Origin of the sequence: Pseudomonas sp. MMS21 TM103 (genome assembly GCF_022132145.1) — a bacterium.
GTDB lineage: Bacteria > Pseudomonadota > Gammaproteobacteria > Pseudomonadales > Pseudomonadaceae > Aquipseudomonas.
Window position 1 is genome coordinate 740,152 of sequence record NZ_JAJISP010000002.1, and the last position, 24,819, is coordinate 764,970.

The window sequence follows — 24,819 nt, forward strand, 5'->3', positions numbered from 1 at the left end:
ATCAAGGCGCTGCGTGCTGGTAATTAGCTAATTTGCAAAACCCGCGCCACAGCGGCCGCATTGTCTTCGGCAGTGCGCATCATCTTGACTTGCAGTTCGAACTGGCGGGACAGGGAGAGAATTGCAGTCATCTCCTCCACCGCATTGACGTTGCTCGATTCGAGAAAGCCGGAGGTCACCTGCACCGTGGCATCCGCCTGCACCGGCCCGGTCCCCTTGAAGCGAATCAGGCCGTCGCTGCCCTTCTCCATCTGCTTGAGATCGGGATTGACCAGCTTCAGCCGGTCGACCTCGGCAAGCACACTCGGCCCCTCGCCGAGGGCACGAATGCTGATGGTGCCGTCCTGGCCGATCTCGATTTTCTGCTCCGGCGGTACGGCAATCGGCCCACCATTGCCCATCACCGGCAAACCGTTGCCGGTACGCAACACCCCCAGAGCGTCAATATTCAGGCTGGCAGTGCGCACATAAGCCTCGCTGCCATCGGCCGCCTGCACGGCCAGCCAGCCCCGACCGCCAATCGCTACATCTAGGTCGCGACCGGTTTCCTGCATTGAGCCTGGCGTGAAATCGGTACCGGGGCGTTCGGTCATGGCATAGACCCGCGCCGGCAGCGTGTCGCCGAAGACCTGCATCGAGCGCGCCTGCTCGAAGTCGCGGCGAAAGCCGTTGGTCGAGATATTCGCCAGGTTGTTGGCGTGGGCACTCTGGGCCAGGCTGTTGTTTTGGGCTCCAGTCATGGAGACGTACAGCATCTTGTCCATGGTTATCCTCCGAGGTGGGCGTGACGCCCGCTGCTCTATACAAGGTAATAGAGCAAGCGTCGTGCCATCCTCGAAAACTAATCATAGAACGTTGAAATATATGGTTTTTAAAATACAGAAAAGGCTCCGCAAGGAGCCTCTCAAGATCGAGCCGGCGAGATATTGCCGCCGGCGGCAAAACCATTGCCTGCCGAGTTGAGCCGTCGCAGCGCCCGGACCACCTTATTAATCGGTAATCCGCTTGGCCGCCGACAGCGATTGCTGCGCCCAACCTACGCGCCCACACCATCCGGCGAATCACCAGCCCATCAATACGTTCAGGGCTGTTGCAGGATGGGGTTGAACGCCACGATAGCCATCACAACGATCCGCATGAAAGCCGAAAACGCCCGCACCAACCCAGCCGCACCCCGGACTGCACCGGGGCGGACTCTACATCACCGAATGATCGGCAGTGTTCAAACGCCACGATCTATCAGCGCAGGTTGATGATGGTCTGGGTAATCGAGCTTTCGGTCTCGATGGTCTTGGCGTTGGCCTGGTAGTTGCGCTGGGCGACGATCAGGTTGACCAACTGGTCGGACAGCTCGACGTTGGAGTCTTCCAGGGCGCCGGACTGCAAGGCGCCCAGGGTACCGCTGCGCGGCGTGCCAACCACCGGCTCACCCGAGGCAAAGGACTGTACCCAGGCGGTTTTACCCACCGGCGTCAAGCCCTGCACGTTGGCGAAGCTGGCCAGAATCACCTGCCCCTGCACCTTGGATTGTCCATTGGTGTAACGGGCGAAAATCACCCCGGTGTCGTCGATCTCCAGACCCGCCAGCTGGCCGGTGGTGTAACCGTCCTGACTGACGCTGTTGACCGCAAAGGAGCTGGAGAACTGGGTGGAACTGCGCATATCGACCAGAATGCCGGCGGGGCTGGCATTCGCACCATTGCTTGACCATACCGGCGGTTCCCCGCCATCCGACGCCGCCGGTACCCAGCCATTCATGGTAAAGCGCCCGGTGGCATCGACGGTGAAATCGGCACTGGAGGTCAGGCTGCTGGTATCAAGCTGACCACTGGCAGTAAAGCCGACGGCCATCGAATAGGGCGTGGTGGATGTGGGTGTTGCCGGATTGCGCCCATCGACCAATACATTCATCTGCCACTCGTTGGCACCCGTCTTGACGAAGTACTGACTGAGCACATGGGCATTACCCTGGGTGTCGTAGACGTTGGTCGACGTGGAGGAGTTGTAGGTGGTCGGATCGGCCGGATTGAAGGTGGCGTTGCCCGCCGCTTCGGCAGCGGTGACTTCTGCGGCCGTCGGGTTAAGCGGATCGAGCGCACCGGCTATCGATGCGTCGTAAGCGCCCTGCCAGGATGTCGGCACCGTATTGGTCGAGTTCAGGTTGAATGCCTGGTCCAGTGTCGTGGTGGCGCGCGGCGCCTGGCTCGCGGTTTCGATACGCAGATCGCTGATCACGCCATTCTGCAGGTTGCCGCTGCCATCGACGGCATAGCCCTGCAGTTTGAAGCCGAAGTTATTGACCATGAAGCCATCGCGATCGGTACCAAAATAGCCGGCACGGGTGTAGCTGACCTCGCCGTTGTTGCTGGTCTGAAAGAAGCCGTTGCCGTTGATCGCCAGATCCAGGGCATTTTGCGTGTAGTTGACATTGCCCTGATTGAACAGCTGCGAGACGTTGCTCAGGAGCACACCGCTGCCCTGCGCATTCTTGCCGGAACCGTTCACCGAGGCCGCATAGACATCGGAAAACTCCGCACGCGACTGCTTGAAGCCCGCCGTACCGGCGTTGGCGATGTTGTTGCCGGTCACGTTGAGATCGCTGGTCGCAGCGCGCAGGCCGCTAAGACCGATATTGAACGCCATGGAAGTCTCCTTTGCCGGTATAGCCGGCGATTAAAACCCTGAAATTACTGACCGATGACCTGCACCTGGGAGAGCGGCACACTGCCAAGCCCCGCCAGGTTGAGCATCAACTCGCTGCCGCCCAACACCACGCTGTCGACGTTGGCCGGGAGCATGGTGTAAAGCGCCTCAGTCTTGCCTTCGTAGGTGGCCTGCGCCTCGAACTTGTAGGTGCCGGGCGGCAATTGTTTGCCGCTGGCATCTTTGCCGTCCCAGATAAAGCTGACATTGCCGGCGGCCTGCTCGCCCATATTGATTCGGCTCACTGCTGTCCCCGCGCTGTCGTAGACATTGACATAGACGTTGCTGCTGCTGGTCGGCAGTACCATGCTGGCCTTGAAGCTCTCGCTGGTATCGACCACCGCCTGGTCGGTCGGAATGATTACCTTGCTGCCGACCAGAGACGAGGCCTGCAGCGCCTGGGAGGATTGATAGCCCGACAACAGAGAACCCATGCTGGTATTGAGCTTATCGATGCCTTCTACCTGGCTGAATTGGGCTAGCTGGGCAATAAACTCGCCATTACCCTGCGGCTCCAGGGGGTTCTGGTTATTCAGTTGCGCCACCAACAGGTTGAGAAATTCGTTCTTGCCCAGTTCTTTATTGGCCGAGGTATCACTCTTGATCTGGTATTGATCGAGTGTCGAACTGACGCCATTTACAGTGCTCATGCCTTATCCCCTTCCTGCGATTTACTGACCCAGGGTCAGTACGCGCTGCAACATTTGTTTGGCCGTGTTCATCATCTCGACGTTGGTCTGGAACGCCCGGCTAGCGGAGATCATGTCGGCCATTTCCTCGACCACATTGACATTGGGGTAGTACACATAGCCGCCCTCATCCGCCGCCGGATGGTTCGGCTCGTAGCGCGGTTTCAGATTGCTCTGATCCTCGACGATACCCAGCACCTGCACGCCGCTGCCGGCCTGATCTTGCTCGGCGAACAACGAGACACTGCCATCGCCCATGGACTGCTGGAACATGGTGGCAAATACCGGATGGCGTGCGCGATAGGTCTCATCCACGCTCGACGACACCGACTCGGCGTTGGCGATGTTGCTGGAAATGGTATTCAAACGAGTGCTCTGGGCACTCATGCCGGTTCCGGCGATATTGAAAACACTGGCTAGTGACATGGCATCAGGCTCCTTTAATCGCCGCGCAGGGCGCTGACCAGCCCTTTGAATTTGCTGTTTAGAAAGGTGAAGCTGGCTTGGAAGTTCACCGCATTTTCCGCGTAAGTGGTCTGCTCGACCTGCACATCAACGGTGTTCTGATCGATCGATGGATGCGAGGGGATGCGGTAGGCCAGGTTGGCATTGCCCATGGCCATGCCCTCGGCGGCGATGTGCCGGCTGTTGGTGCGGGCCAGACCGGCCGAACCACGCTGGGTATTGGCACTCTGCTCGGCCAGCACCGTAGCGAAATCCAGATCACGCGCCTTGTAGTTGGGCGTATCGGCGTTGGCGATGTTGTTGGCCAACACCTCGGCACGATCGGCGCGGAAGCTGAGTGCCCGTTCGTGGATGCCTAGTGCGCTGTCGAAGCTGATGCTCATGGTCAGGAACCTTTGCCGTTGGGCTTGCCTGTTTTGCGTACAAGACATTTAGCAAAGGTCGTGCCATTTAATTTGTTTGTTATATTTCAATAACTTAGTGAATATTTAAGGCGCCTTGAGCGGTCAAGCGGCAAGACTTTTCCGCCTCATGGCAAACAATTCGACAAGCAGGTCAAGGTTTTGCCGCTGCGTATGGCCACAGCCGATCCAGTGCTTTCTTCAACCACGAACCATGAGTCAGCAACGGAAGCGGCGTCACAGCCTGGATCAGCCAGAGCGCAATCCAGACCGGGCGACTGTCCAGATCCTCGGGCAGGCACCAACCTGCAGAAGGCGCGACCAGCGGCGATAGCAGGCATGGCCGCGCCATAGGGAAAGCATCGCGCAGGGGCGCCCACTTACAGGCTCGGGGGAGGCCTGCGGCGAGGACAATCGGCGAACCTGGCACGTAAGCATTTAACAAAAACGGGAGGCCACTGGCCTCCCGTTTCTATATCAGTGCAATCCTGTGCCACTGGCTCACTTCACCTTGTAGATGATCCCCGGACTGCATTGCACCATCTGATAACGATCAGGCAGGCCGTTGAGTGCCTCCGAGGCGCCCAGGAACAAGTAGCCACCCGGTTTCAACATGGCATGAATGCGCGTGAGGATGTCTTTCTTCATGTCGGCGGAAAAATAGATCAACACGTTGCGACAAAACACGATGTCAAACTTGCCCAGGCTGGCATAGCTGTCCATCAGATTCAGCGGACGAAACTCGACGCGACTCTTGATCGCCGGTTTGACGACCCAACGCCCAGGTGCTTTCGGATCGAAATAGCGCTGCAAGCGCTCTTGAGACAGGCCGCGCCCCATTGCCAGGCTGTCGTATTCACCGGATTTGCAATTAGCCAACATCGACGGCGAAAGATCGGTGGCAACAATTTGCACGCCTGCCTTGAGTTGGCCGATATTGGTTTTCTCAAATTCATCGATGCTCATCGACAGGGAATATGGCTCCTGCCCCGAAGAACAGGCCGCTGACCAAATGCGCAGACGCTGGCCCGGAGCCGCCTTGATCATCTCGGGCAAGACCCGGTTCTTCAGTACCTCGAAGGGATAGGTGTCACGAAACCACAGCGTTTCATTGGTGGTCATGGCATCCACCACCTGCTCACGCAAACCGCTACGCGGCTGGGCTTGCATACGCTGCACCAACTCCCCCAGGGTCTTGATCCCGTGTTGCTCCTGCAACTTGTTCAGTCGGCTGGATACCAGGTACTGCTTATTGCTACCCAGCAAAATGCCACAGGCCTTTTCCAGGAACGTCCGGAACTGCTCAAAATCCAAATTACCTGAAGACACTAGCCAGGCCTCGCCAATCAAAGTATTGCACTGAAAGATGCACCCACTGCCCTATCTCAGACCTAAGCAGAACTGCTGCATTCGGAGGTACTGCGATTAAACAGGCTCAACAACTCATTTACGCGTGAAAAAGCCAGGTCCGGCAAGCGGCAACAGCCTGCGGTTCTGCGAGCGCGAGACGATCCCCTGCAGGCGTTCGCCCAGCGCTCACTAGGTCTGATCGACCTCATTGATGCGTGCAACTACCCGCGATGCCAGGTCATCAGGACGAAACTTGGCAAGAAAGTCATTGGCACCAACCTTCTTCACCATGGCCTGATTGAACACCCCGGAAAGCGAAGTATGCAGGAGGATGTGCAACTTCTGCATACGCACATCACTGCGGATCTCTGCGGTCAGGGTATAACCGTCCATTTCCGGCATCTCGATATCGGAAATCAGCATCAGCAGCTCCTCATCGGCATGCCTGCCCTCATCTGCCATGTTGCGCAGGTAATCCAGGGCTTGCCGACCATCGTTTAGCGCCGTGACCTCTACCCCAACGGTTTGCAGACAACGAATCACCTGCTTGCGGGCCACCGATGAGTCATCGACGATCAGCACGCGCTTGCTGAGCGCCTTGCTTTGAGTTTGAGCATCGACAACACCGACAGAAATCACCTCGGAGGTTGGGGCTACTTCGGCGAGGATTTTCTCCACGTCGAGGATCTCCACCAACTCCTTGTCCAGGCGGGTCACCGCAGTGAGGTAGTGGTCACGCCCCGCCCCCTTGGGTGGCGGATGGATCTCCTCCCAGTTCATGTTGACAATGCGCTCGACCGAATGCACCAGAAAGCCCTGAACCTTGGTGTTGTATTCGGTGATGATGACGAAGCTGTTCTTCAGATCCTGCAATGGCGGCCGACCGGTAGCCATGGACAGATCGAGAATAGGGATGGTGCCCCCCCGAATACTCGCCACCCCCCGCACGACCGGGCTTGATTTAGGCATGATGGTGAGCTTGGGGCATTGCAGCACCTCCTTCACCTTGAATACGTTGATGCCATAAAGCTGCCCGCCATCTAGACGAAACAGCAGCAGTTCCAAACGATTCTGCCCAACCAACTGCGTGCGCTGGTTAACCGAATCCATTACACCGGCCATGCCCCAACCCCTGTGTTTGAGTAGCGCACATTGTGCTTAGCGTAGCAGGCGGCACGCGCCTTGCTAATCACTCTGCATGAACGCAGAAACGACAACTTTTCGACACTTCTACCGGAGCAGGTATCGATACCTGCCGGCAAAAGGCCGCCATTGGCTGGCAGTTTTACCTGCTTTGCTCGCGCTCGGCTACAGCTCCGTGGCACTCGCCGCGGCAACCTTGCCTGAACAGCTTATCGGCGCCACCCAGGGTTTTCTTGAGCTGACAGTAGCCGACTACCTGCAGCGCAGCGACATTCAAGGGCGACATGAGGTTGAAATCAACCGTATCGACCCACGCTTGCGCCTGCCCCTGTGTGACAAGGAATTGACGATTAGCCTGGAAAGCCCTGCCCAACCCATCGGACGCGTCACCATGCGGGTGCGCTGTGATGGCAGTTCACCCTGGACGGTTTTCGTTCCCGGCGAGGTCAGACTCTACCGTGACGTGGTTACCGCCATCCGCCCGCTCAAGCGCGAGGCCGTGCTGACAGACATGGACGTAAGCCTGACGGAGCGCGAAGTCGGCCTACTCAACCAAGGTTATATGACCAGCCTCAGGCAAGCTGTCGGCAAAAAACTGACGCGGCCGATGCAAACAGATCAGGTGTTGGCGCCGGTGAATGTCGAGCAAGCCGAGGCCATTCGCAAAGGCGACCAGGTGGTGATCAGCGCACGCAGCGGCAGCATGAGCGTGCGCACGCCGGGCGAAGCCCTATCGGACGGGGCCATCGGCAAACAGATCAGTGTGCGCAACCAACGCTCGAAACGTGTAGTCAAAGCACGGGTAATAGGGCCCGGCCAAGTTGAAGTAGCCATGTAGGCACGATTCTCGCCTCTTCCAGAGAGGCTGCAGCAGCATGGGCTGGCTGACGATTTGTCACACAGTAGTTAGACTGTTAGTTGAAACACTGCTTTTTTCTCTAAAGTTTTGCCCAGGACGGCCGAGAACTAGGCAAGCGTCCCAATACTGCTCGAGGTTTTACATCATGGTCATCGACTTCAACCGGCTAAACAATGCCGCCACTTCTGCCAATTCAGGGCGTGTGGGCGGTGCTCAGTCTGGTGGCCGGAATGAAGCCATCAGCGACAAATCGACCAGCCCGTCAGCAGCTCAGGCCCAGCCGGCAGACACCAGCCAGAGCGGCGAGTCGGTACAGTTCAGTCGCGAAGCACAACAGCTGCAAAAGATCAGCGAAAAACTGGCTGAACAACCAACCGTTGATAAAGAACGCGTTGCCCAGCTCAAACAAGCAATCCTTGACGGCAGTTACCAGGTCGACAGCCAGCGTGTTGCCAGCAAACTGCTCGACTTCGAATCCCAGCGCTAGTCCCAGGGCAGCGCCAGGATGTTAGGCTTACAGCGCAGTGACGCTGCTACGGCCCCTAAACATCTGAGAGCCTGCAATGCACGATACAACCCTGCTTAAGCTTTTCAACGACGATATCGACAGCGCCGAGCAACTGCTCGAACTGATCGATAATGAATTCCAGGCCCTCGGCGAGCGCGACCTGGTTCGTTTGCAAAGCATTTTGGAAAATAAACAACCACTGCTGGCGCTGCTCGATCAACACGGTCAGGCGCGCAGCCAACTGCTGCTCAGCCTACAATTGAGCGCCGACAAAGCAGGACTGCAAGCCCTTGCTGAACGCTCGAGCCAAGGCGCTGAACTACTTGAGCGCGGCGAGCAACTGCATGCTCTGCTCGAACGCTGCCAAGCTGGCAATTTACGCAACGGCCGCTTGATTCGCTCCAGCCAGGCATCGACAAGCAGCATCCTCGGCATTCTCCGGGGTGGCGAAACCCCCAGCCTCTATGACAGCCGCGGCAGTACCGCTAGAATCGGCCAGCAGCGCCCGCTCAGTCAGGCCTGAACACTTAATATAAGACACAGAAAAAATGCTGGCATAATGACAGCATTCTAGTGTCACTGTATCTGCCTGGAGAGTTCTGGACCGTGTCCAATCCCTTTATCGAGGACGATGGCCCACAACCACCGATGGTTCTCAAAGCCCCCGTGGAAATCGTGGCCAATCTGCGTCAACTGCAACAACACCACGACCCGTTGGTCATCACTTTCCACGAGCGCAACCAACGCTTCCAGAGCTACCTGATCGAAGTCGATCGCGACAATAATCGACTGATTCTCGATGAGATGATCCCCAATGACGCCGAGCGCTTTCTGCAGAACGGCGAGCCTTTTCGCATCGAAGCCTTCCATGAAGGCGTGCGCGTAGCCTGGGAGTGCCTGCAGCCGGTACAGATAGACCAGCACCAGGGGGCACGCTGCTACTTCAGCCCGATGCCTGAAGAAGTGCATTACCATCAGCGACGCAATGCATACAGAGCGCCGCTCAAGCAAACCGAACAGATCAAGATCGAACTGGCCGGCGCCAAGTTGCGCAGCCCTATAACGGGACTACTGCTGGATATTTCCGCCACTGGTTGCAAAGTACGCTTGCCGGGCAATGTCGCCAGCAGCCTGCACTCTGGCCAGGTTTATGAGCGCTTTACCGCTCAACTGCCCTTCGGCGCTATGACCACTGCCGTGGAACTGCGCCATGTGCAGTATGAAGAGAAACTCGACACGACCTTTGCCGGTGTGCGCTTTCATCGCATGAGCGGCCTGGAGCAACGCCAGGTCGAACGTTTCGTCTACCAACTGCAACGCGAGGCACGCCGCTTCGACAGCGAGGGTTTGTTCTAGCAGCCTGCCGAGCAAGCACAACTGACCCGTAGGTTGTGCCGAGAAACGAACGGCCACGCTCGGCGGAGTTCGATCTGCACGGCCCGGCCCAACCGACAAAACTGCTATTCCCGCAAAGGCTGCCAGGATCTTATCGGGAATTACCCGTCATCTTTGCCGAACTCTCGTCACGCGACAAACCAGGTCGCCAGGCTCGAGTTCAAAACCACTGGTACCAATGGCCAGGCTGACCTGTAAGCCGCCAGAAAGCGGTCAGACGTCGACCCGAATGCCCAGCGCCGCCAGGCGTGGCAGATCTTCCGGGCGATCGACATCCCACAAGGCCGGCAATAGCTGATGATGCCAGTCCAGCTGTTGCAGCCGCTCGCAGGTCATGCTCAAGACCTGGTCAGTTCCCCAGGGCATGGCGTGAAACAGCAAGGGATCGACGCGGCGCAAGCCAAGCAGAACGTAACCCCCATCCTCGGCCGGCCCCAGTACTACTGGCTTCCCGTGCAATGCCTGACAAGCACCATTGAGGTACTCGCCATCCAGCGCCGGGCAATCATTGCCGATCAACACCACTGCATCGCTTTCCGCCAGCCCCAAGGTCGCTATGCATCGCATGCGCTCACCCAGGTCGCCGGCGGGCTGCTCAACCAACGTCCAGTTCAACTGATCGGCGAGTGCCTGCAACTGTGCGTCCGGACTGTCGTCCAACCACAAGAACCGCTGATTGAACCCTTCCGACGGAAGCTGCAAGGCTCGCTCGAGCAATAACCGCTGCAGGTCACACGCGCCCTCTTCACCCAGAACAGGGATCAGCCTGGTTTTCACCCGCCCAGGCACAGGCGCACGCGCCAGCATGTGCAAAGAGATAGACAGATTCATAGCGGTGGCCCTCGATGATACTGCCGCGCCAACTGATCAGGGCTGGCGCCACAATAGTAGGCCAGCCGCAAACGCCACATGAACAACACAGTACGCCAAATGCCATCGTGCTCCCAGCGTCTGCTTGAAGTTGACAGCGCAGGGCGCAAGCAACGCGGTCGCGCTCGCTTTTTCAGGCGCCCGCAGAGCTCGATGTCTTCCATCAAGGGGATGTCCGCGTAACCTCCCAGCGCCTCAAACGACTCGCGGGCGGCGAAGATTCCCTGGTCGCCCGTTGCCACACCGGTCAACCGTGAGCGTAGATTGATCATCGTACCGATCAAACGCAGAGCCAGGCCACTGCCCGACAAACGCACATCGAACCGCCCCCAGAGCGGCCGCTCTGCCAATACGGTAAGCAGCCGCTGGATGGACGCGGCACTAACCCGGGTATCGGCATGCACAAACCACAGATAATCGCCCCTTGCGACCGCGGCCCCGGCATTCATTTGCAGGGCGCGCCCCGCGCTCGTCTCGAGCACCTTATCGGCCTGCGCCGCCGCCAACGCACCTGTCGCGTCGCTGCTACCGCCATCCACCACAATCAGCTCCGCTCCAGCCGCGCGCAGCGGTGCCAGATCCGCCAGCAGCAAGGGTAGAGCCGCTGCTTCATTGCGAGCAGGGATGATCACGCTGAGCAAAGGCCTCACGGCAGCTTCGTCTCCTCAGCCAGATCAACCGCTCCGGCAGCGGCCATATCGGCGGTGTTGCCGTCGAGCATCTGATCCTGCACCACCTGCTCGTCGACTCGCGGGTCAAGGGCAGCCACCAGGGGTGAACTGGTCATGTTGTCCGGCATCGCGATGTGATGCAGCGGAGCATCGTCGACCTGGTGCAAGTGGGTGATGTTATCCGGGCGCACCCGCCAGATCAGGATCAAGGCCGAAAAACAGACGAAGACATAAAGCATATTGGCGCCCCAAAAGCGCATCAGCACACCGGCCAGCAATGGGCCGACACTGGCACCGACGCCGAAGGTCACCAACAACATGGCGGTCAGCGAGACGCGCCGCTCGCCCTCGACATGGTCGTTGGCAAAAGCCACGGCCAGGGGATAGAGGCTGAACTGCAACACCCCGATGACGAAACCGACACCGAGCAATACCCACATGTCCGCTTCCGGCATCAATGCCAGAGGCAACGCCGCCAAAGCCAACAACACCGCACAGCCACGGATCAACGCAGCCCGATCGCAACGATCCGACAACCAGCCGAGCGGCCATTGCACCAGCAGGCCGGCAAAAATGCAGCTACCCATGAATAGACCGACCTGCACGGTAGACAAACCCATGCGGGTCGCATACAGCGGCGCCAAACCGTAGAACGCACCAATCAGCAGGCCGGCAACGGCAATGGTGGTCAACGACAAGGGCACCCGCTTGATGAAAAAATGCAACTCCAGCGGTGCCGGATGCATGGGCGCCGGGTGCAATCGATGGGTCAATGCTACCGGCACCAGGCACAGGGCAAAACACAGCGCGACCAGCATCAGCAGTTCAAGACCGAGAGTCGGATGCACCACCAACACCAGTTGACCGAGGATTAACCCCAGATAGGAAGCGCCCATATATCCGGAAAACACCTGGCCGCGTTGAGTGGTATCCGCCTGCTCGTTGAGCCAGCTTTCGATCACCATGTATTGGCACATCATGGCCAGGCCCACCAGCAAGCGCAGTAGCAGCCAGGCCGGCAGCCAGTCGGTCAGGCCGTGGCCCAGCACCGCTGCAGTGACAACCCCGGCACAGGCGACATAAGCGCGAATGTGCCCGACCCGGCCGATCAGCCGGTGCCCCAACTTGCCGCCCAGTACCAGGCCCAGATAGTTGGCCGCCATCAAGGCACCCACCCATAGACCATCGACCGTTTCAGCCAGGCGCAACGCCAGGTAGGTACTCAACAAACCCGACCCCAGCAACATCAACAGGGTAGCGAAATACAGCGAACGAAAAGACTTCCAGATAAGGCGCATGACTCTGCGAATAACTCCTTGATTGACGAGTGAACCGCTCGACGCGAACGGCGCGGCCGCGATGGCCGCAACAAACAAATGAACAAATGGGTGAAGCATGCAGCACAGGGGTGAAGCCCAAGCGCAGTGCACGCTAGCATGCGCTTGGCCCACATCAGTCGGCACTGCCGTGTGCTGGGTCGGGCCGCATGGCCTGAATTGTATAGCGGCTGAGCCCAATAACTCGCCACTGGCTATGCCGAGGCGGCGAGAACGCGGCGCTCCCAGGGCGTGATCTCGTCGAGGTAACTGCTAAACTCCATGGTTTTGCTGGCGATGTAGCCTTCGATGAATTCCTTGCCAAACAGTTCTACGGCCAATTGACTGTTTTTCAGACGCTCGATGGCAGCATGCAGGGTACAGGGCAGGGTTAATTTATCCGGCACCTGAAATTCGCCCTGAATCGGCGCGCTCGGCTGCAACTGCTGCTCAAGACCATGCAGGCCGGCAGCCAGGCTGGCCGCCAGCGCCAGATAGGGGTTGGCATCAGCGCCTGGCAGGCGGTTCTCCACTCGCCGTGCCATCGGCGTACTGGCCGGAATGCGCAGGCCCGCGGCGCGGTTATCTTGCGACCAGCAGGCATTGTTCGGCGAAGCAAAGGGATGACAGAGCCGCTGATAGGAGTTCACGTTGGGGGCGAACAATAGGGTGAAGTCCGCCAGTGCCGCTTGCTGACCAGCGATAAAGTGATAAAAGGCTGGCGTCGCCTGACCATCCGCGGCACTGAAGATATTACTGCCGCTCCCCTGCTCGACCACGCTCTGGTGGATGTGCATGGAACTGCCGGGGGTATGCGCCAACGGCTTGGCCATGCACACCACTGTCAGCCCGTGCTTGAGTGCGACCTCCTTCAGCAGGTGCTTGAACAAGAACGTTTGGTCGGCCAGCAATAGCGGGTCGCCATGTAGCAGATTGATCTCGAACTGACTGACGCCCATCTCATGCATAACGGTATCGCGTGGCAACCCTAGCGCTGCCATGCACCGATACACCTCGCTGAAGAACGGCCGCAGACCATTATTCGAGCTGACGCTGAAGGCACTGCTGCCATGCTCGCGCCGTCCATCCAGACCTACGGGCGGCTGAAACGCTTGCTGTGGGTCAGGGTTGGGCGCAAATACGAAGAACTCCAGCTCTGTCGCGACCACCGGCTGCCAACCATGAGCGGAATAGTTCGCCACCACCTGCTTGAGCAAGCCGCGGGTGGACAGGCCTGAACTGCGGCCATCCAGCTCATCCGCATCACAGATGGCCAGGGCGCACGGCGTATCACTCCAGGGCAGGCGATGGATCTGGGTCGGAACGGCATTCAGCGCCAGATCGCCATCATCGCTGCCGTAAAACCGCGGTGCAGGGTAGCCGCCCATGATGCATTGCAAGAGCACCCCGCGGGCCATCTGCAACCGCCGGCCTTCGAGGAAGCCTTCGGCGGTCATCACCTTACCGCGCGGCACGCCATTGAGGTCCGGGGTCACGCAGGCGACTTCATCGACGCCACGCAATATTTCTTCCAGTGCAGTGCGGCTAGCGGTGTTCATCTGTTCCTGTCCTTGTGCGCAAGAGCCGTAACGAAACAGCGGTCCGTACAAAATACGCATCACCCGTTCGTAATTTCAAGCAACCCCAACCTGTAATTCCTTGCAAAGCAAGCCTACAGACAAACCATCTAATATTTCGATCATATAAAACAAGAGAATATCAACCGAATCAGCCCATATAAGAACCCGAAGATACCCGCAAAACAACCGAAATAGAGAGTCTGGAGCCTACTATCGACAGCATCGATTATTACCATGCTTGAGCTGCACTTCTTCATCTATTTTTCATCAGTAATATGGGCCCCGTAGCCACTTACCGCCCCCACGAGGAGCCTGAAGATGAAAAAGCAAATACTTACCAGCCTGATCCTGGCCAGCTTGTCCGTTAGCGCCTTCGCCCTGCCGCAGAGCACTCCGCAATCCCGGACCGATGGCAGCAATGTTGCCATGACTATCGTCGAGGACGGCTTCGACCGCACCGGCGGCAATCGTCTCGCCGAAGACGGTGCCGACCGCACTGGCGGCAACCGCATCGCCGAAGACGGCTTCGATCGTACTGGCAGCAACCGCGTCGCCGAAGATGGTGCCGACCGCACTGGCAGCAACCGCATCGCCGAAGACGGCTTCGATCGTACTGGCAGCAACCGCGTCGCCGAAGACGGCTTCGACCGCACAGGGGTCAACCGCTTAGGCTAAGAACCACAAGCTGAACGGGCCGACCATCTCCGCCCCGCGCAAGCAAGAAACAAAAGGCGCCCTACCCCGGCGCCTTTGTTGTTTCTAGTCTCCCCGACTGCCCTGCTCCAAGCGCGCCAGACGTTCTTCCAATTCGGCGATTCGTGCTTCCAGCGCATCCAGGCGGCTCTCCTCGTAGGCACCGACAGCCGGGCGTTCGACGTGGCTCGCGCGGGCGGCCATGATGGCCTGGAGATCGTCGGGATCACCCAGCAGGTGCATATAACGGTCCTCGCGCTGCCCGGTCTGGCGCGGCAATTGGCAGAGCAAGCCCCGGGTAATCAAGCGCTCCAGATTGTGCTGCAACTGCTCGGCATCCTCGAAGGCATACATGCGGCTGCTGCGCGTCAGCAACTCGTTGACCGTTTGCGGCCCGCGCAACAGCAGCAGGCCGATCAACACGGTCTGGGCCGCCACCAATTCCAATGCCTTCTCCGTGCGGTGCTCCCAGCGATCGGCGCGACTGCCCATCACCAGACGCGCCAGGCCTCGCCCCTCCAGACTGCGCAAACTCTGGCCGACCTGTCCGGAGGTGAGGTTCATCAAGGGTTCACGGCTGGTTTTCTGGTTACAGGCCAGCACCACGGCATTCAGGGTCAGCGGATAGGCCTCGGGCGTGGTGGCCTGCTTCTCGATCAGGCAGCCGAGAATACGGGCCTCGATGGCGCTCAGGGGCGCGTCGCTGAAAACACTCGGGTTGTCATTGGTCATGGCAGGTTCTCTAAGACTCCAATATGCCGCTAGCCTAGCCTGCCTGATGCAGGCTTGGCACTTTTACCTGGCAATGCCGCCATTGAGCGCCTACCCGGCATCGCCAGGCGCCACGTGCCGGGCGCTGTGCTAGAGTCGCGCGCTGTTTTTTTCGCTCGGGTTCCGGCCCATCGCCAGACCCTGACATTTCGCGCGCCGCCGCCTCGCCCATTCGCCCATCTGCCCAGCCAGAGCAAGGCAACTTGCCCCGGGGCTGGCTATTTGACGCAGTGGCGGGGCGGTCGGCAGATCATGAGACACACGCAATGACCAACGCTCCACACCCGCTCGTCCATCTACTCAGCCGCACCAGCCTGGTGGCGCAGATCGCCATCGGCCTGGTTGCCGGAATCGCGCTGGCGCTGCTGGCTCCACAAGCCGCGCTGTCCGTCGGCCTGCTGGGCACGGTCTTCGTTTCGGCACTGAAGGCGGTGGCGCCAGTACTGGTATTCGTCCTGGTCGCGGCTTCGATCGCCAACCACCGGCACGGCCAGCAGACCCATATCCGACCGATCCTGCAGCTCTATCTGCTCGGCACCTTCAGCGCGGCGCTGATCGCCGTGCTCGCCAGCTTCGCCTTTCCGTCCAGCCTGACCCTGGTCAGCAACGCCGCGCAGCTGAGCCCCCCTGGCGGAATCGGCGAGGTGCTCAACACCCTGCTGCTGAACCTGGTCGACAACCCGGTCAATGCCCTGCTCAAGGGCAACTTCATCGGCATCCTGGCCTGGGCTGTCGGCCTGGGCCTGGCCCTGCGCCACGCCGCCCCGGGCAGCAAGCAGATGCTGGCTGACCTGTCCGCTGGCGTGACGTCGATCGTCCGGCTGGTGATCCGCTTGGCGCCGCTGGGGATCTTCGGGCTGGTCGCCGCCACCCTGGCCGAGTCGGGCATGGGCGCCCTGCTCGATTACCTGCATCTGCTGCTGGTGCTGGTGGGTTGCATGCTGTTCGTAGCCCTGCTGGTCAACCCGCTGATCGTCTTCTGCAAGATCCGCCGCAATCCCTACCCGCTGGTGTTCACCTGCCTGCGCGAGAGCGGCCTGACCGCCTTCTTCACCCGCAGCTCGGCGGCCAACATCCCGGTCAACCTGCAGCTGTGCCAGCGCCTGGGTCTGCATGAAGAAACCTATTCGGTGTCGATCCCGCTGGGCGCCACCATCAACATGGCCGGCGCGGCGATCACCATCAGCGTGCTGACCCTGGCCGCGGTGAACACCCTGGGCATCGCCGTCGACCTGCCGACCGCCCTGCTGCTGAGTCTGCTGGCCTCGATCAGCGCCTGCGGCGCCTCCGGGGTGGCCGGTGGCTCGCTGCTGCTGATTCCGCTGGCGTGCAGCCTGTTCGGTATCCCCAACGAGGTGGCCATGCAGGTGGTCGCCGTCGGCTTCATCATCGGCATCGTTCAGGATTCGGCGGAGACCGCGCTGAACTCCTCGACCGATGCACTGTTCACCGCCGCCGCCTGCCTGGCCCAGGAACAGCCAGTCGTCCCGCTGGCAGAGCCCGCGCACTGATCCCTGGCAGCGGTAATTAAGCAAAAGGCTTGCTCATCGCGCAGGCCTTTTTTGCATGGGCAACCCTGTCCGCCCGCCTGCTGCTGAACCGAACACTCTCGCCCCCCAATCCGCTCGCCACCAGCCGGCAACGCGCCTGAACCCAGCGAGCGCGCCCTTCCGCCCCCAGACCCAGCCTGTCGATTTCGACACCGCGCCTGCGGCCTCAAGTGGCACGTGCAGAGCGCATCTCCGTCAAACACAAATGCGAATGCGTTGCATTACCTTGCGCAACTCAATACCATTGGCACCGCGCGCACCTTCACAGGCAGCAATGGAATGCCTGGTTTCCGATTTTCTTGCCCAAGGAACCCCCATATGACGGTCGCCCTGCCCGAAAACATGCAGCTGCTCCTCAGCCACTGGAGCGAAGCGCTGGCCACTCCGGCGTTTCGTTTGCGCCAAGTCACCCTCGACCAGCTGATCGAGGCGCTGCCAGCGGCACGCGAGCGCAGTTTTCAGCGTCTGATCCAGGCCCTGCTTCGCGAGAACCTGCTCGACCCGACCACTCTCACCCGCGACGAACACAACCACTGCTGGCTGGCCCTCGGCGATCCCGGCGCAAGGCTGCGCTTCGACCACCTGCAGCCCGGCCGCATGGCCAGCTGGCAACTGCGCGGCAGCGTGGCCCTGTGCCGCGCCCAGGCGCTGCCGTACACGCTGCAATATCCCTCGGAACTCCTGCAACTGCTGAGCGACCAGCTCAATTGTCGCGCCTCGTCGGCAACCCTGTCGCGGCTGGCGCGGGAGCTGGACGACAGCCTGCGCAACGACAGCCTCTGCCTGGCCTACCACCAGAACTGGAACCGCCAGCAACGACATGAGCTGGGCAGCGTCGACGGCCTGCTGGCCTGGCTCCAGGCCGGCGCCTGTCCGGACAATCCGACCCTGCTGCTCGAACAATGGGGCACCCTGGGTCATCCCTGGCACCCGAACTACAAGACCAAGCTGGGCCTGAGCGCCGCTCAGGTCATCGACCTGTCGCCGGAGTTCGAGGCCCGCATCCCCATCCGTTTGGCGGCCCTGCAGCGCGGCTACGCGCACAGCGAAAGCCTCGACGGCGACCTCGACTACCGGCACTGGTGGCGCTCGCAGTTCCCCGAGGCGGCCGGGCGCCTGGACACGGAACTGCACCGCCAGGGCCTGGACCCCGACGACTATCTGCCGCTGCCGGTCCATCCCTGGCAGGCCGCCGAGGTGCTGCCCCGGCAATTCGCCCGGGAACTGGCCGAGCAACGGCTGGTGCTCACAGGCATCGAGGCCTTCCCGGGACATCCGACCATGTCCTTTCGCACGGTGCTGCCCGACGCCAGTCGCGAGGCACCCATGGTCAAGCTGCCGGTGTCGCTGCGCCTGACCAGCGTGCAGCGCACCGTGTCGCCCCGCTCGGCGCGCATGGGACCCAGGGTCAGCCGCCTGCTCCTGCAAATACTCGGCCAGGAAACCGAACTGGCTCGACACCTGAGCGTGATCCCCGAGCGCGTCGGCCTGCACTTCTGCCCAACGCCGGCCGATGACGAGCGCGCCCGCCAACTCGCGGTGCTCTATCGCGACAACCCGCTGAGCCTGACCGGCCCCGGTGAACTCGCCGTGCCGGTGGGCAGCCTGTTTGCCGCCGATGGACGGGGGCAGCCGCTGCTGCGCCAGTGGGTGCGCCTGGCCCAGGGTAGCGACGACAGCCGGGCGATGCTGGCGTTCTTCCGCGACTATCTGGCCGTGGCGGTACCGGGACTGCTCGGCATCTACCTGCTCTACGGCGTCGCCTTCGAGGCGCACCAGCAGAACAGCTTCATGCTCATGGACCGCGCCGGCCAGCCGCGACGCCTGTTGCTGCGCGACTTCGGCGACATCCGCATCCATCGCCCCAGCTTGCACGGCCAGGGCTTCGATCTGGACCTGCACGACCCGAAGCTGACCCTGTTCGACGATGCCGAGATCGTCCGCGACAAACTGCTGCACACCAGTTTCATGTGCCACCTGGGCGAACTGGCCCTGCTCTGTGCGCGCCACTGGCAGGTGCCTGAACGGCTGTTGTGGGAGGTGCTGGCCAATCAGGTCGAACACTGCTTCGCCACGCTGCGCGGCCGGGTCGACGAGCCGCGCTGGCAGACCGAGCGCCAGGCCCTGCTGGAACAGGACTGGCCGGCCAAGTCGTTCATGCGCATGCGCCTGGAAGACAGCCAAACCGACATTGTCGGCCGTCTGCGCAACCCGCTGAGTCGCCACGCCGATGCGTGTTGAGCGTTCAGCGCTGGCCCTGCTGATCGCGATCCAGTGCATCTCCATGGGCGCCATGGAGATGAGCGGACCGTTCTGGCCGCTGCGCATCCAGGCGCTGCTCGCCCCCGCCCAGCAGCCCTACCTCGCCACCCTCTCGGCCCTGGTCTACGCCGGGCCGATGCTCGCGGCGATGCTGCTGACGCCGTTGTGGGGTCGCCTGGGCGATCGCACCGGGCACAAGCCGATGATCCTGCGTGCCCTGCTGGCCCTGGCGCTGTGCCAGGCCCTCGCGGCACTGGCCAGCGACCCCTGGCTGCTGGTGCTGATCCGCGTACTGCAAGGCGCACTCGCCGGTTTCATCGCCGCGGCCCAGGCCTATGCCATCGCCAGTTGCGCCAGCGCTCGGCGCGGTCAGGTGCTGGCCCGTCTGCAGGCGGCCACCGCCGTCGGCTCTCTGGCCGGGCCGGTGTTCGGTGGCTGGCTGATGGATATTGCGGGCTTCGCGGCGCTGTGCAATGCGGCGGCGCTGATCTGCCTGCTGTGCGCATTGAGCGCATTCGCCCTGCCGCCCGATTCGCCCAGCCCGCGACCTGGCCGCCAGCAGCCCGGCGCCGCATTGCCCGGTGCCTGGCTCGGCGGTGTGCTGGCGATCATCGTGCTGGTGCAGGCGGCGAAGATGATGCCGCAGCCGTTCTTCGCCCTGTATGTCGCGCAGGTACTGCAGGCGCCCGGCTGGCTGATCGGCGCCAGCTATGCCGCCAGTGCCGTCACCCTGGCGCTCTCCGCCCCGCTATGGGGCCGCCTGTTCGATCGCGGGAACCCGGCCCGCACCCTGCGCGTGGTCGAAGGCGTTGCCTGGCTCTGCGCCCTGACCCTGGCCCTGACCGCCCTGACCAGCGACTGGCTTGGCTTCATCGCCAGCCGCCTGCTCTGGGGCATCTGGCAAGGCGCCCTGTTGCCGGTGGCCTATGCACTGATCGCCAGCAGCGTGCCGGCCAGCCGCCTGGGCTTCGCCCTCGGCCTGGGCAACAGCGCGGCCAAGGCCGGCGCGCTGCTCGGCGCCCTGCTCGGAGCCGCCGGCATGGGCCTGTTCGGCCTGGCCAGCGGTTTCTGGCTGGTGGCGCTGACCTATGCCGTGGCGGCCCTGGGCATCCGCCTGATTCGCCGCATCCCGCAACGACCGCAAACCCCGGTCCTTTCTGCCAACACCAAGAAGATGACGCAATGAACAGAACCCCGCTTTCCCTGCTGATCCCGCTGCTCGGCTCCCTCGGCGCCGCCGCCACGCCCCTGGTCATGGCCGCCGAGGCCGGCGCACCGAGCAGCGATGCCGTGCAACTGGCCAACACGGTGGTTACCGCCACCCGCAGCCAGGCCAGCATCGCCTCCATCCCCGGCTCGGTGCAGGTCATCGACGAGGCGCAGATCCGCCTGCAGAGCGGCGCCGGGCGCAAGGTCGCCGACATCCTCGGCACCCTGGTCCCGGGCCTCGCACCCGCCACCGGCGGCATGAGCAACTTCAGCCAGAGCCTGCGCGGACGCAACATGCTGGTGCTGATCGACGGCGTCTCGCAGAACGCCAGCCGCGACAACTTCCGTCAGCTCAACAGCATCGCCCCGGCCAGCATCGAGCGAATCGAGGTGGTCTCCGGCGCCAGCAGCCTCTACGGTGCCGGCGCTGCGGGCGGGATCATCAACATCATCACCAAGCGCCACCAGGGCGAGGAACTGGCCCTGAGCAGCCGCGTGGGCCTGAGCAGCGGCAACAACCTCAATCCGAAGGGCTTCGCCTACGAGCTGTTCCAGAGCGCCGGGGCTCGCCAAGGCGCGCTGGACTGGTACCTGTCGGCCGACTGGACCCAGCGCAACGACCAGTTCGACGGCGATGGCAAGCGCATTCCCCAGGACACGTCCCAGGGCAGCGCCATGGACACCGAGACCTATGACCTGCATGGCCGCTTCGGCTATGCGCTGGACGCCGACAAGCGCCTGAGCCTGGCGCTGCAGGACTACCAGGACCAGCAGGACAGCGGTTACACCCAGCGCGCCATCGCTGGCGAAGCAGTGGCGGTGCAGGGCCTCGACCTCGACGACCAACCCTACACCCACAACCAGGCGGTCAACCTCAACTACAGCGACAACGACCTGCAGGGCCAACGCCTGCTCCTGGAAAGCTACTGGCGCCGCGCCGATGCGCTGTTCTTTCCGGATCGGCCGCGGGGCCTGGCAGGGGTCTCCGACAACAACAGCCGGCAGGACGTCTATGGCCTGCGCGCGGCCGTAGAAAGCGCCCTGCCGGATATCGGCGCGGCCCGTGGCAGCCTGGTCTGGGGCGCCGACTATGAGCACGAGCTGACGCGCCAGCGCGGCGACCGCTATGCCATCGACGGCCTGGTCTACCGCAAGAGCGGCGAAAGCTATGAACTGGGCCCGGATATCGAGACCGCCACCCAGGCGCTGTTCGCCCAGATGTCCTGGGATGTCGCCGACTGGACCCTGCGCGGCGGCGTGCGCCGCCAGTGGGTCGACAGCGAGGTGGCCGACAGCATCGCCTATGGCGAGATCTGGCAGACCGGCAATCGCGCGGTATTGCCAGGCGGCACCCTGAAATACGACGCCACCCTCTATAACCTGGGCGCGGTCTACCACCTCAGCGACAGCCAGGACCTGTTCGTCAATTTCAGCCAGGGCTTCTCCCTGCCGGACATCCAGCGCTTCCTGCGCGACGTCGACAGCCACTTCGACATCCAGACCCTCAATGCCCAGGCGATCGAAGTCGATAGCTACGAGTTGGGCTGGCGCGGCAACTGGAGCCGCTGGCAGGCCGACATCACCCTTTACGAGAACCGTTCGGACGTGACTCAGTTCTACGACGCCAGCGCCCGGGTGCTGCGCCTGATCGACCAGAAGGAGCGGGTTCGCGGCCTGGAGAGCAGCCTGAGCTACGACCTGAGCGAGCGCTGGACGGTCGGCGGCAGCTACGCCTGGACCAAGGGCGAAACCCGCCAGGACGGCCAGTGGATCGACCTGCCGGCCACCCGCGTGTCGCCGGCCAAGATCCTGCTGTTCCTCGGCTACCAGCGCGACCGCTACAACCTGCGCCTGCAGGCCGTGCAACTGGCCGACTACGATGCCGCCGCCAAGGACGCCAACGGCCGGCAGATCGACGGCTATACCCTGGTCGACCTGCTCGGCGAGGTCGAACTGCCGACCGGGCGCCTGCAAGGCGGCCTCTACAACCTGAGCAACCGCCACTACCAGAACCTGTTCACCCAGGCCAATGCCCGAGCACCCTTCCCCAGTGCCGAAGGCCGTACCCTCAGCCTCGCCTACTCGGTCGACTGGTAGCACGCGCCGCAAGGCGCATAACGAAAAAAGGCTTACGCAATGCGTAAGCCTTTTTTATATGGTATCCCCTGCTGGAGTCGAACCAGCATCTAGCCCTTAGGAGGGGCTTGTTCTATCCATTGAACTAAGGGGACTCGGTAACGCTGATCGGCAATGCTGCCGACCGGGCCGCATGTTAACCAGCCCCGACGGATTTGTCATGTTGCTGCCATCAACCTGCGGCCATACTTTAACTCCACCGCCCAGGAGATCGCCATGACTCAGCCAGCATCTAGGCATGTGCCAGATTCCCCATTTACCCACTTGACCCTGCGCGCCGCCTGCCCCGGCGATGCCCAGGCGCTCAGCGCACTGCTGCGGCAACTGACCCCGGACGAGGCATGCCCCGATGCAAAACTACTGGCCCTGCGCCTGAGCGAACTGGCGCTCGACCGTGTCGTCCTGGTGGCTGAGCGCGACGGCAAACTGCTCGGCACCTGTACGCTCAACCTGATCGAACACCTGGCGCACAACTTTGCCCGCTCGGCGATTCTCGAGGATGTGGTAGTGGATATGGACGCGCGCGGCCTGGGGATTGGCCAGGCCTTGATCGACAAAGCCGTCGAACGCGCCCGCGCCTGGGGCTGCTACAAGCTGGCGCTATCGAGCAACCAGAGCCGCGAGCACGCCCATCGTTTCTACGAAGGCCTAGGCTTCAAGCCGCACGGCATCAGCCTGGCCCTGGCACTGGACTGAGGCAACGCGGCGTACTGTTCACCACGCGCGCCTACAAGCGGCGCCAGGAGCGGACAAGCTGCGCGTTGTCCGCACTCGCCAGACAGAACCCCCGGCTGGCTGACGCCTATGCGAACAGCCCCAGGGTATGCAGGAACACCACCAGAATGCCTACCGGGGTGACCCAGCGCAGCAACTGCCACCACAGCTTGAACAACGGCGCGTGGCCAAGCCCCAAGGCGTCCTGCACGGTTGTGCGACTCAACGCCCAACCGGTGAACAGCACCGTGCCCAGCCCGCCGAGCGGCATCATCAGGTTGGTGGTCAGGTAGTCCAGACTGTCGAAGAAGGTCTTGCCGAACAGGGTGAATTCCGCCCAGGCGTTGAACGAAAATACCGTCCCAAGACTGAGCACCCACAGCGCCAGGCCGCTCAACAGCACCGCCTTGAGCCGACCGATAGCGAATTTCTCGCCGAGCCAGGCGATGGTCGGCTCGCTCAGCGAGATCGCCGAGGTCAGTGCGGCGAGCGCCAGCATGATGAAGAACAGGCCACCAACCACCTGACCGAACGGCATCTGGCCGAAGGCGATCGGCAGGGTGACGAAGATCAACCCGGGGCCCGCGCCCGGCTCCAGGCCATTGGCAAACACCAGCGGGAAGATCGCCAGACCGGCCAGCAAGGCCACCCCGGTATCGGCCAGGGCCACCATCAACGACGTCTTGACGATAGAAGTACCGGCCGGCAAGTAGGAGCCGTATACCATCATCGCGCCACTGGCCAGGCTGAGGGTGAAGAAGGCGTGCCCCAAGGCCACCAGCACGCCCTCCGTGCTGAGCTTGCTGAAATCGGCGTCGAACAGGAAGTGCACGGCCTCAAGGAAATACCCGGTGGTGGCGGCATAGCCCACCAGGATCAGCAGCAGCACGAACAGTCCCGGCATCATGAAGCGCAGCGCGCGCTCCAGGCCTTCACGTACGCCCAGGGCGACGATGCCCAGGGTCAGCAGCAGCACCAGGGTGGCGTAACCGGCCAGCTGCCAGGGATCGCCAAGCATGGCGCCGAATAACGCGCCACTGCTCTCGCCGTCCAATCCGGCGAAGTTGCCCATGGCTGCCGCTGGCGCATAGGCCAAGGCCCAGCCGGCGACGACCGCGTAGAAACTGAGGATGAGAAAACCGGTGAGCACGGCCAGCGTGCCCAACCAACGCCAGTGGCGACTGGCGCCCGCCTGCCTGGCCACGGCGGCGAAGGCACCCTCGGGGTTGGCCCGGCCACGACGACCGATCATCACCTCGACCATCAGCAGCGGAATGCCAATGGCCAGGATACAGGCCAGGTAGACCAGGACGAAGGCCCCACCGCCGTTCTCCCCGGTGATATAGGGAAACTTCCAGATATTGCCCAGGCCCACCGCCGAACCGGTGGCGGCGAGGAAGAATACCCAGCGCGACGACCAGAGGCCGCGCTCGGCTGCGCTGCTGATGGGACCGGCACTGGCGCCGGCGACGATGCTGTCTTGACTCATTGGGGCTTGCCCTCTTGTTGTTGTAAAAACGCAGGGTGGATGACG

At 61.9% G+C, this 24,819-nt stretch carries 23 protein-coding genes and 1 tRNA gene; 10 read left to right on the plus strand and 14 right to left on the minus strand.

What is annotated here, in order from left to right; translation table 11 throughout:
- Positions 1-23: 23 nt before the first annotated feature.
- The 7 genes from LJY18_RS10465 to LJY18_RS10495 form a co-directional block, all read right to left on the minus strand.
- Positions 24-764, minus strand: coding sequence for a flagellar basal body rod protein FlgF (locus LJY18_RS10465; protein ID WP_238041731.1), 741 nt, complete (start codon positions 762-764; stop codon positions 24-26).
- Between the two features lie 475 nt (positions 765-1,239).
- Positions 1,240-2,643 carry a flagellar hook protein FlgE gene (locus LJY18_RS10470; RefSeq protein WP_238041732.1) on the minus strand — a complete coding sequence of 468 codons (1,404 nt, stop codon included), beginning with the start codon at positions 2,641-2,643 and terminating at the stop codon, positions 1,240-1,242.
- Between the two features lie 44 nt (positions 2,644-2,687).
- Positions 2,688-3,353 (minus strand): flagellar hook assembly protein FlgD, encoded by a 666-nt coding sequence (flgD, locus tag LJY18_RS10475; RefSeq protein WP_238041733.1) that lies wholly within the window; start codon positions 3,351-3,353, stop codon positions 2,688-2,690.
- A gap of 21 nt (positions 3,354-3,374) precedes the next feature.
- The gene (gene flgC, locus LJY18_RS10480) at positions 3,375-3,818 is read right to left on the minus strand and encodes a flagellar basal body rod protein FlgC (RefSeq protein ID WP_238041734.1); all 444 of its coding nucleotides are present in this window, start codon (positions 3,816-3,818) and stop codon (positions 3,375-3,377) included.
- A 14-nt stretch (positions 3,819-3,832) separates the two neighbouring features.
- Positions 3,833-4,240 carry a flagellar basal body rod protein FlgB gene (gene flgB / locus LJY18_RS10485; RefSeq protein WP_238041735.1) on the minus strand — a complete coding sequence of 136 codons (408 nt, stop codon included), beginning with the start codon at positions 4,238-4,240 and terminating at the stop codon, positions 3,833-3,835.
- Between the two features lie 519 nt (positions 4,241-4,759).
- A complete protein-coding gene (cheR, locus tag LJY18_RS10490) occupies positions 4,760-5,587 on the minus strand; it encodes a protein-glutamate O-methyltransferase CheR (protein WP_238041875.1) in 828 nt (275 codons plus the stop codon).
- A gap of 210 nt (positions 5,588-5,797) precedes the next feature.
- Positions 5,798-6,730, minus strand: coding sequence for a chemotaxis protein CheV (locus LJY18_RS10495; RefSeq protein ID WP_238041736.1), 933 nt, complete (start codon positions 6,728-6,730; stop codon positions 5,798-5,800).
- A gap of 76 nt (positions 6,731-6,806) precedes the next feature.
- Between LJY18_RS10495 and flgA the strand changes: the two genes are divergently transcribed.
- From flgA to LJY18_RS10515, 4 genes are all read left to right on the plus strand, one after another.
- Positions 6,807-7,589: a flagellar basal body P-ring formation chaperone FlgA gene (gene flgA, locus LJY18_RS10500; protein ID WP_238041737.1), complete on the plus strand. Its 783-nt coding sequence runs from the start codon at positions 6,807-6,809 to the stop codon at positions 7,587-7,589.
- 166 nt (positions 7,590-7,755) lie between these two features.
- Positions 7,756-8,097, plus strand: a complete 342-nt coding sequence (flgM, locus tag LJY18_RS10505) for a flagellar biosynthesis anti-sigma factor FlgM (RefSeq protein WP_238041738.1) — start codon at positions 7,756-7,758, stop codon at positions 8,095-8,097.
- A 76-nt stretch (positions 8,098-8,173) separates the two neighbouring features.
- Positions 8,174-8,641 (plus strand): flagella synthesis protein FlgN, encoded by a 468-nt coding sequence (locus LJY18_RS10510; RefSeq protein ID WP_238041739.1) that lies wholly within the window; start codon positions 8,174-8,176, stop codon positions 8,639-8,641.
- Positions 8,642-8,766: 125 nt separating this feature from the next.
- A complete protein-coding gene (locus LJY18_RS10515) occupies positions 8,767-9,474 on the plus strand; it encodes a flagellar brake protein (protein ID WP_238041876.1) in 708 nt (235 codons plus the stop codon).
- A 252-nt stretch (positions 9,475-9,726) separates the two neighbouring features.
- Here LJY18_RS10515 and LJY18_RS10520 read toward each other — a convergent pair whose 3' ends face one another.
- From LJY18_RS10520 to LJY18_RS10535, 4 genes are all read right to left on the minus strand, one after another.
- On the minus strand, positions 9,727-10,344 hold the full coding sequence (locus LJY18_RS10520) for a TIGR04282 family arsenosugar biosynthesis glycosyltransferase (protein WP_238041740.1): 618 nt from the start codon (positions 10,342-10,344) through the stop codon (positions 9,727-9,729).
- Entirely contained in the window at positions 10,341-11,033 is a 693-nt protein-coding gene (locus LJY18_RS10525; RefSeq protein WP_238041741.1) for a TIGR04283 family arsenosugar biosynthesis glycosyltransferase, read from the minus strand. Before LJY18_RS10525 ends, LJY18_RS10520 begins: the two co-directional genes overlap by 4 nt.
- Positions 11,030-12,352: an MFS transporter gene (locus LJY18_RS10530; RefSeq protein ID WP_238041742.1), complete on the minus strand. Its 1,323-nt coding sequence runs from the start codon at positions 12,350-12,352 to the stop codon at positions 11,030-11,032. Before LJY18_RS10530 ends, LJY18_RS10525 begins: the two co-directional genes overlap by 4 nt.
- Positions 12,353-12,585: 233 nt before the next feature.
- A complete protein-coding gene (locus LJY18_RS10535; RefSeq protein ID WP_238041877.1) occupies positions 12,586-13,827 on the minus strand; it encodes a glutamine synthetase family protein in 1,242 nt (413 codons plus the stop codon).
- Positions 13,828-14,376: 549 nt separating this feature from the next.
- Here LJY18_RS10535 and LJY18_RS10540 point away from each other — a divergent pair.
- Complete coding sequence (locus LJY18_RS10540; RefSeq protein ID WP_442964485.1) at positions 14,377-14,625, plus strand: hypothetical protein; 249 nt, start codon at positions 14,377-14,379, stop codon at positions 14,623-14,625.
- 84 nt (positions 14,626-14,709) lie between these two features.
- On the opposite strand, the gene LJY18_RS10545 is transcribed toward LJY18_RS10540, so the two are convergent.
- Positions 14,710-15,375 (minus strand): YceH family protein, encoded by a 666-nt coding sequence (locus LJY18_RS10545; RefSeq protein WP_238041744.1) that lies wholly within the window; start codon positions 15,373-15,375, stop codon positions 14,710-14,712.
- A gap of 305 nt (positions 15,376-15,680) precedes the next feature.
- On the opposite strand from LJY18_RS10545, the gene sstT reads away from it, so the two are divergent.
- The 4 genes from sstT (at position 15,681) to LJY18_RS10565 (ending at position 22,532) form a co-directional block, all read left to right on the plus strand.
- Positions 15,681-16,925: a serine/threonine transporter SstT gene (gene sstT / locus LJY18_RS10550; RefSeq protein WP_238041745.1), complete on the plus strand. Its 1,245-nt coding sequence runs from the start codon at positions 15,681-15,683 to the stop codon at positions 16,923-16,925.
- Between the two features lie 357 nt (positions 16,926-17,282).
- Positions 17,283-19,205, plus strand: coding sequence for an IucA/IucC family protein (locus LJY18_RS10555; RefSeq protein WP_238041746.1), 1,923 nt, complete (start codon positions 17,283-17,285; stop codon positions 19,203-19,205).
- On the plus strand, positions 19,195-20,412 hold the full coding sequence (locus LJY18_RS10560) for an MFS transporter (RefSeq protein WP_238041747.1): 1,218 nt from the start codon (positions 19,195-19,197) through the stop codon (positions 20,410-20,412). Before LJY18_RS10555 ends, LJY18_RS10560 begins: the two co-directional genes overlap by 11 nt.
- A complete protein-coding gene (locus tag LJY18_RS10565) occupies positions 20,409-22,532 on the plus strand; it encodes a TonB-dependent receptor (protein WP_238041748.1) in 2,124 nt (707 codons plus the stop codon). The genes LJY18_RS10560 and LJY18_RS10565 overlap by 4 nt, the downstream gene beginning before the upstream one ends.
- A 59-nt stretch (positions 22,533-22,591) precedes the next feature.
- Here the strand turns inward: LJY18_RS10565 and LJY18_RS10570 are convergent.
- Positions 22,592-22,666: transfer RNA gene (locus LJY18_RS10570), tRNA-Arg, on the minus strand.
- A 121-nt stretch (positions 22,667-22,787) separates the two neighbouring features.
- Between LJY18_RS10570 and LJY18_RS10575 the strand changes: the two genes are divergently transcribed.
- Positions 22,788-23,267, plus strand: coding sequence for a GNAT family N-acetyltransferase (locus tag LJY18_RS10575; protein WP_238041749.1), 480 nt, complete (start codon positions 22,788-22,790; stop codon positions 23,265-23,267).
- 106 nt (positions 23,268-23,373) lie between these two features.
- Here LJY18_RS10575 and LJY18_RS10580 read toward each other — a convergent pair whose 3' ends face one another.
- Positions 23,374-24,774: a sodium-dependent transporter gene (locus LJY18_RS10580; RefSeq protein WP_238041750.1), complete on the minus strand. Its 1,401-nt coding sequence runs from the start codon at positions 24,772-24,774 to the stop codon at positions 23,374-23,376.
- Between the last annotated feature and the right edge of the window lie 45 nt (positions 24,775-24,819).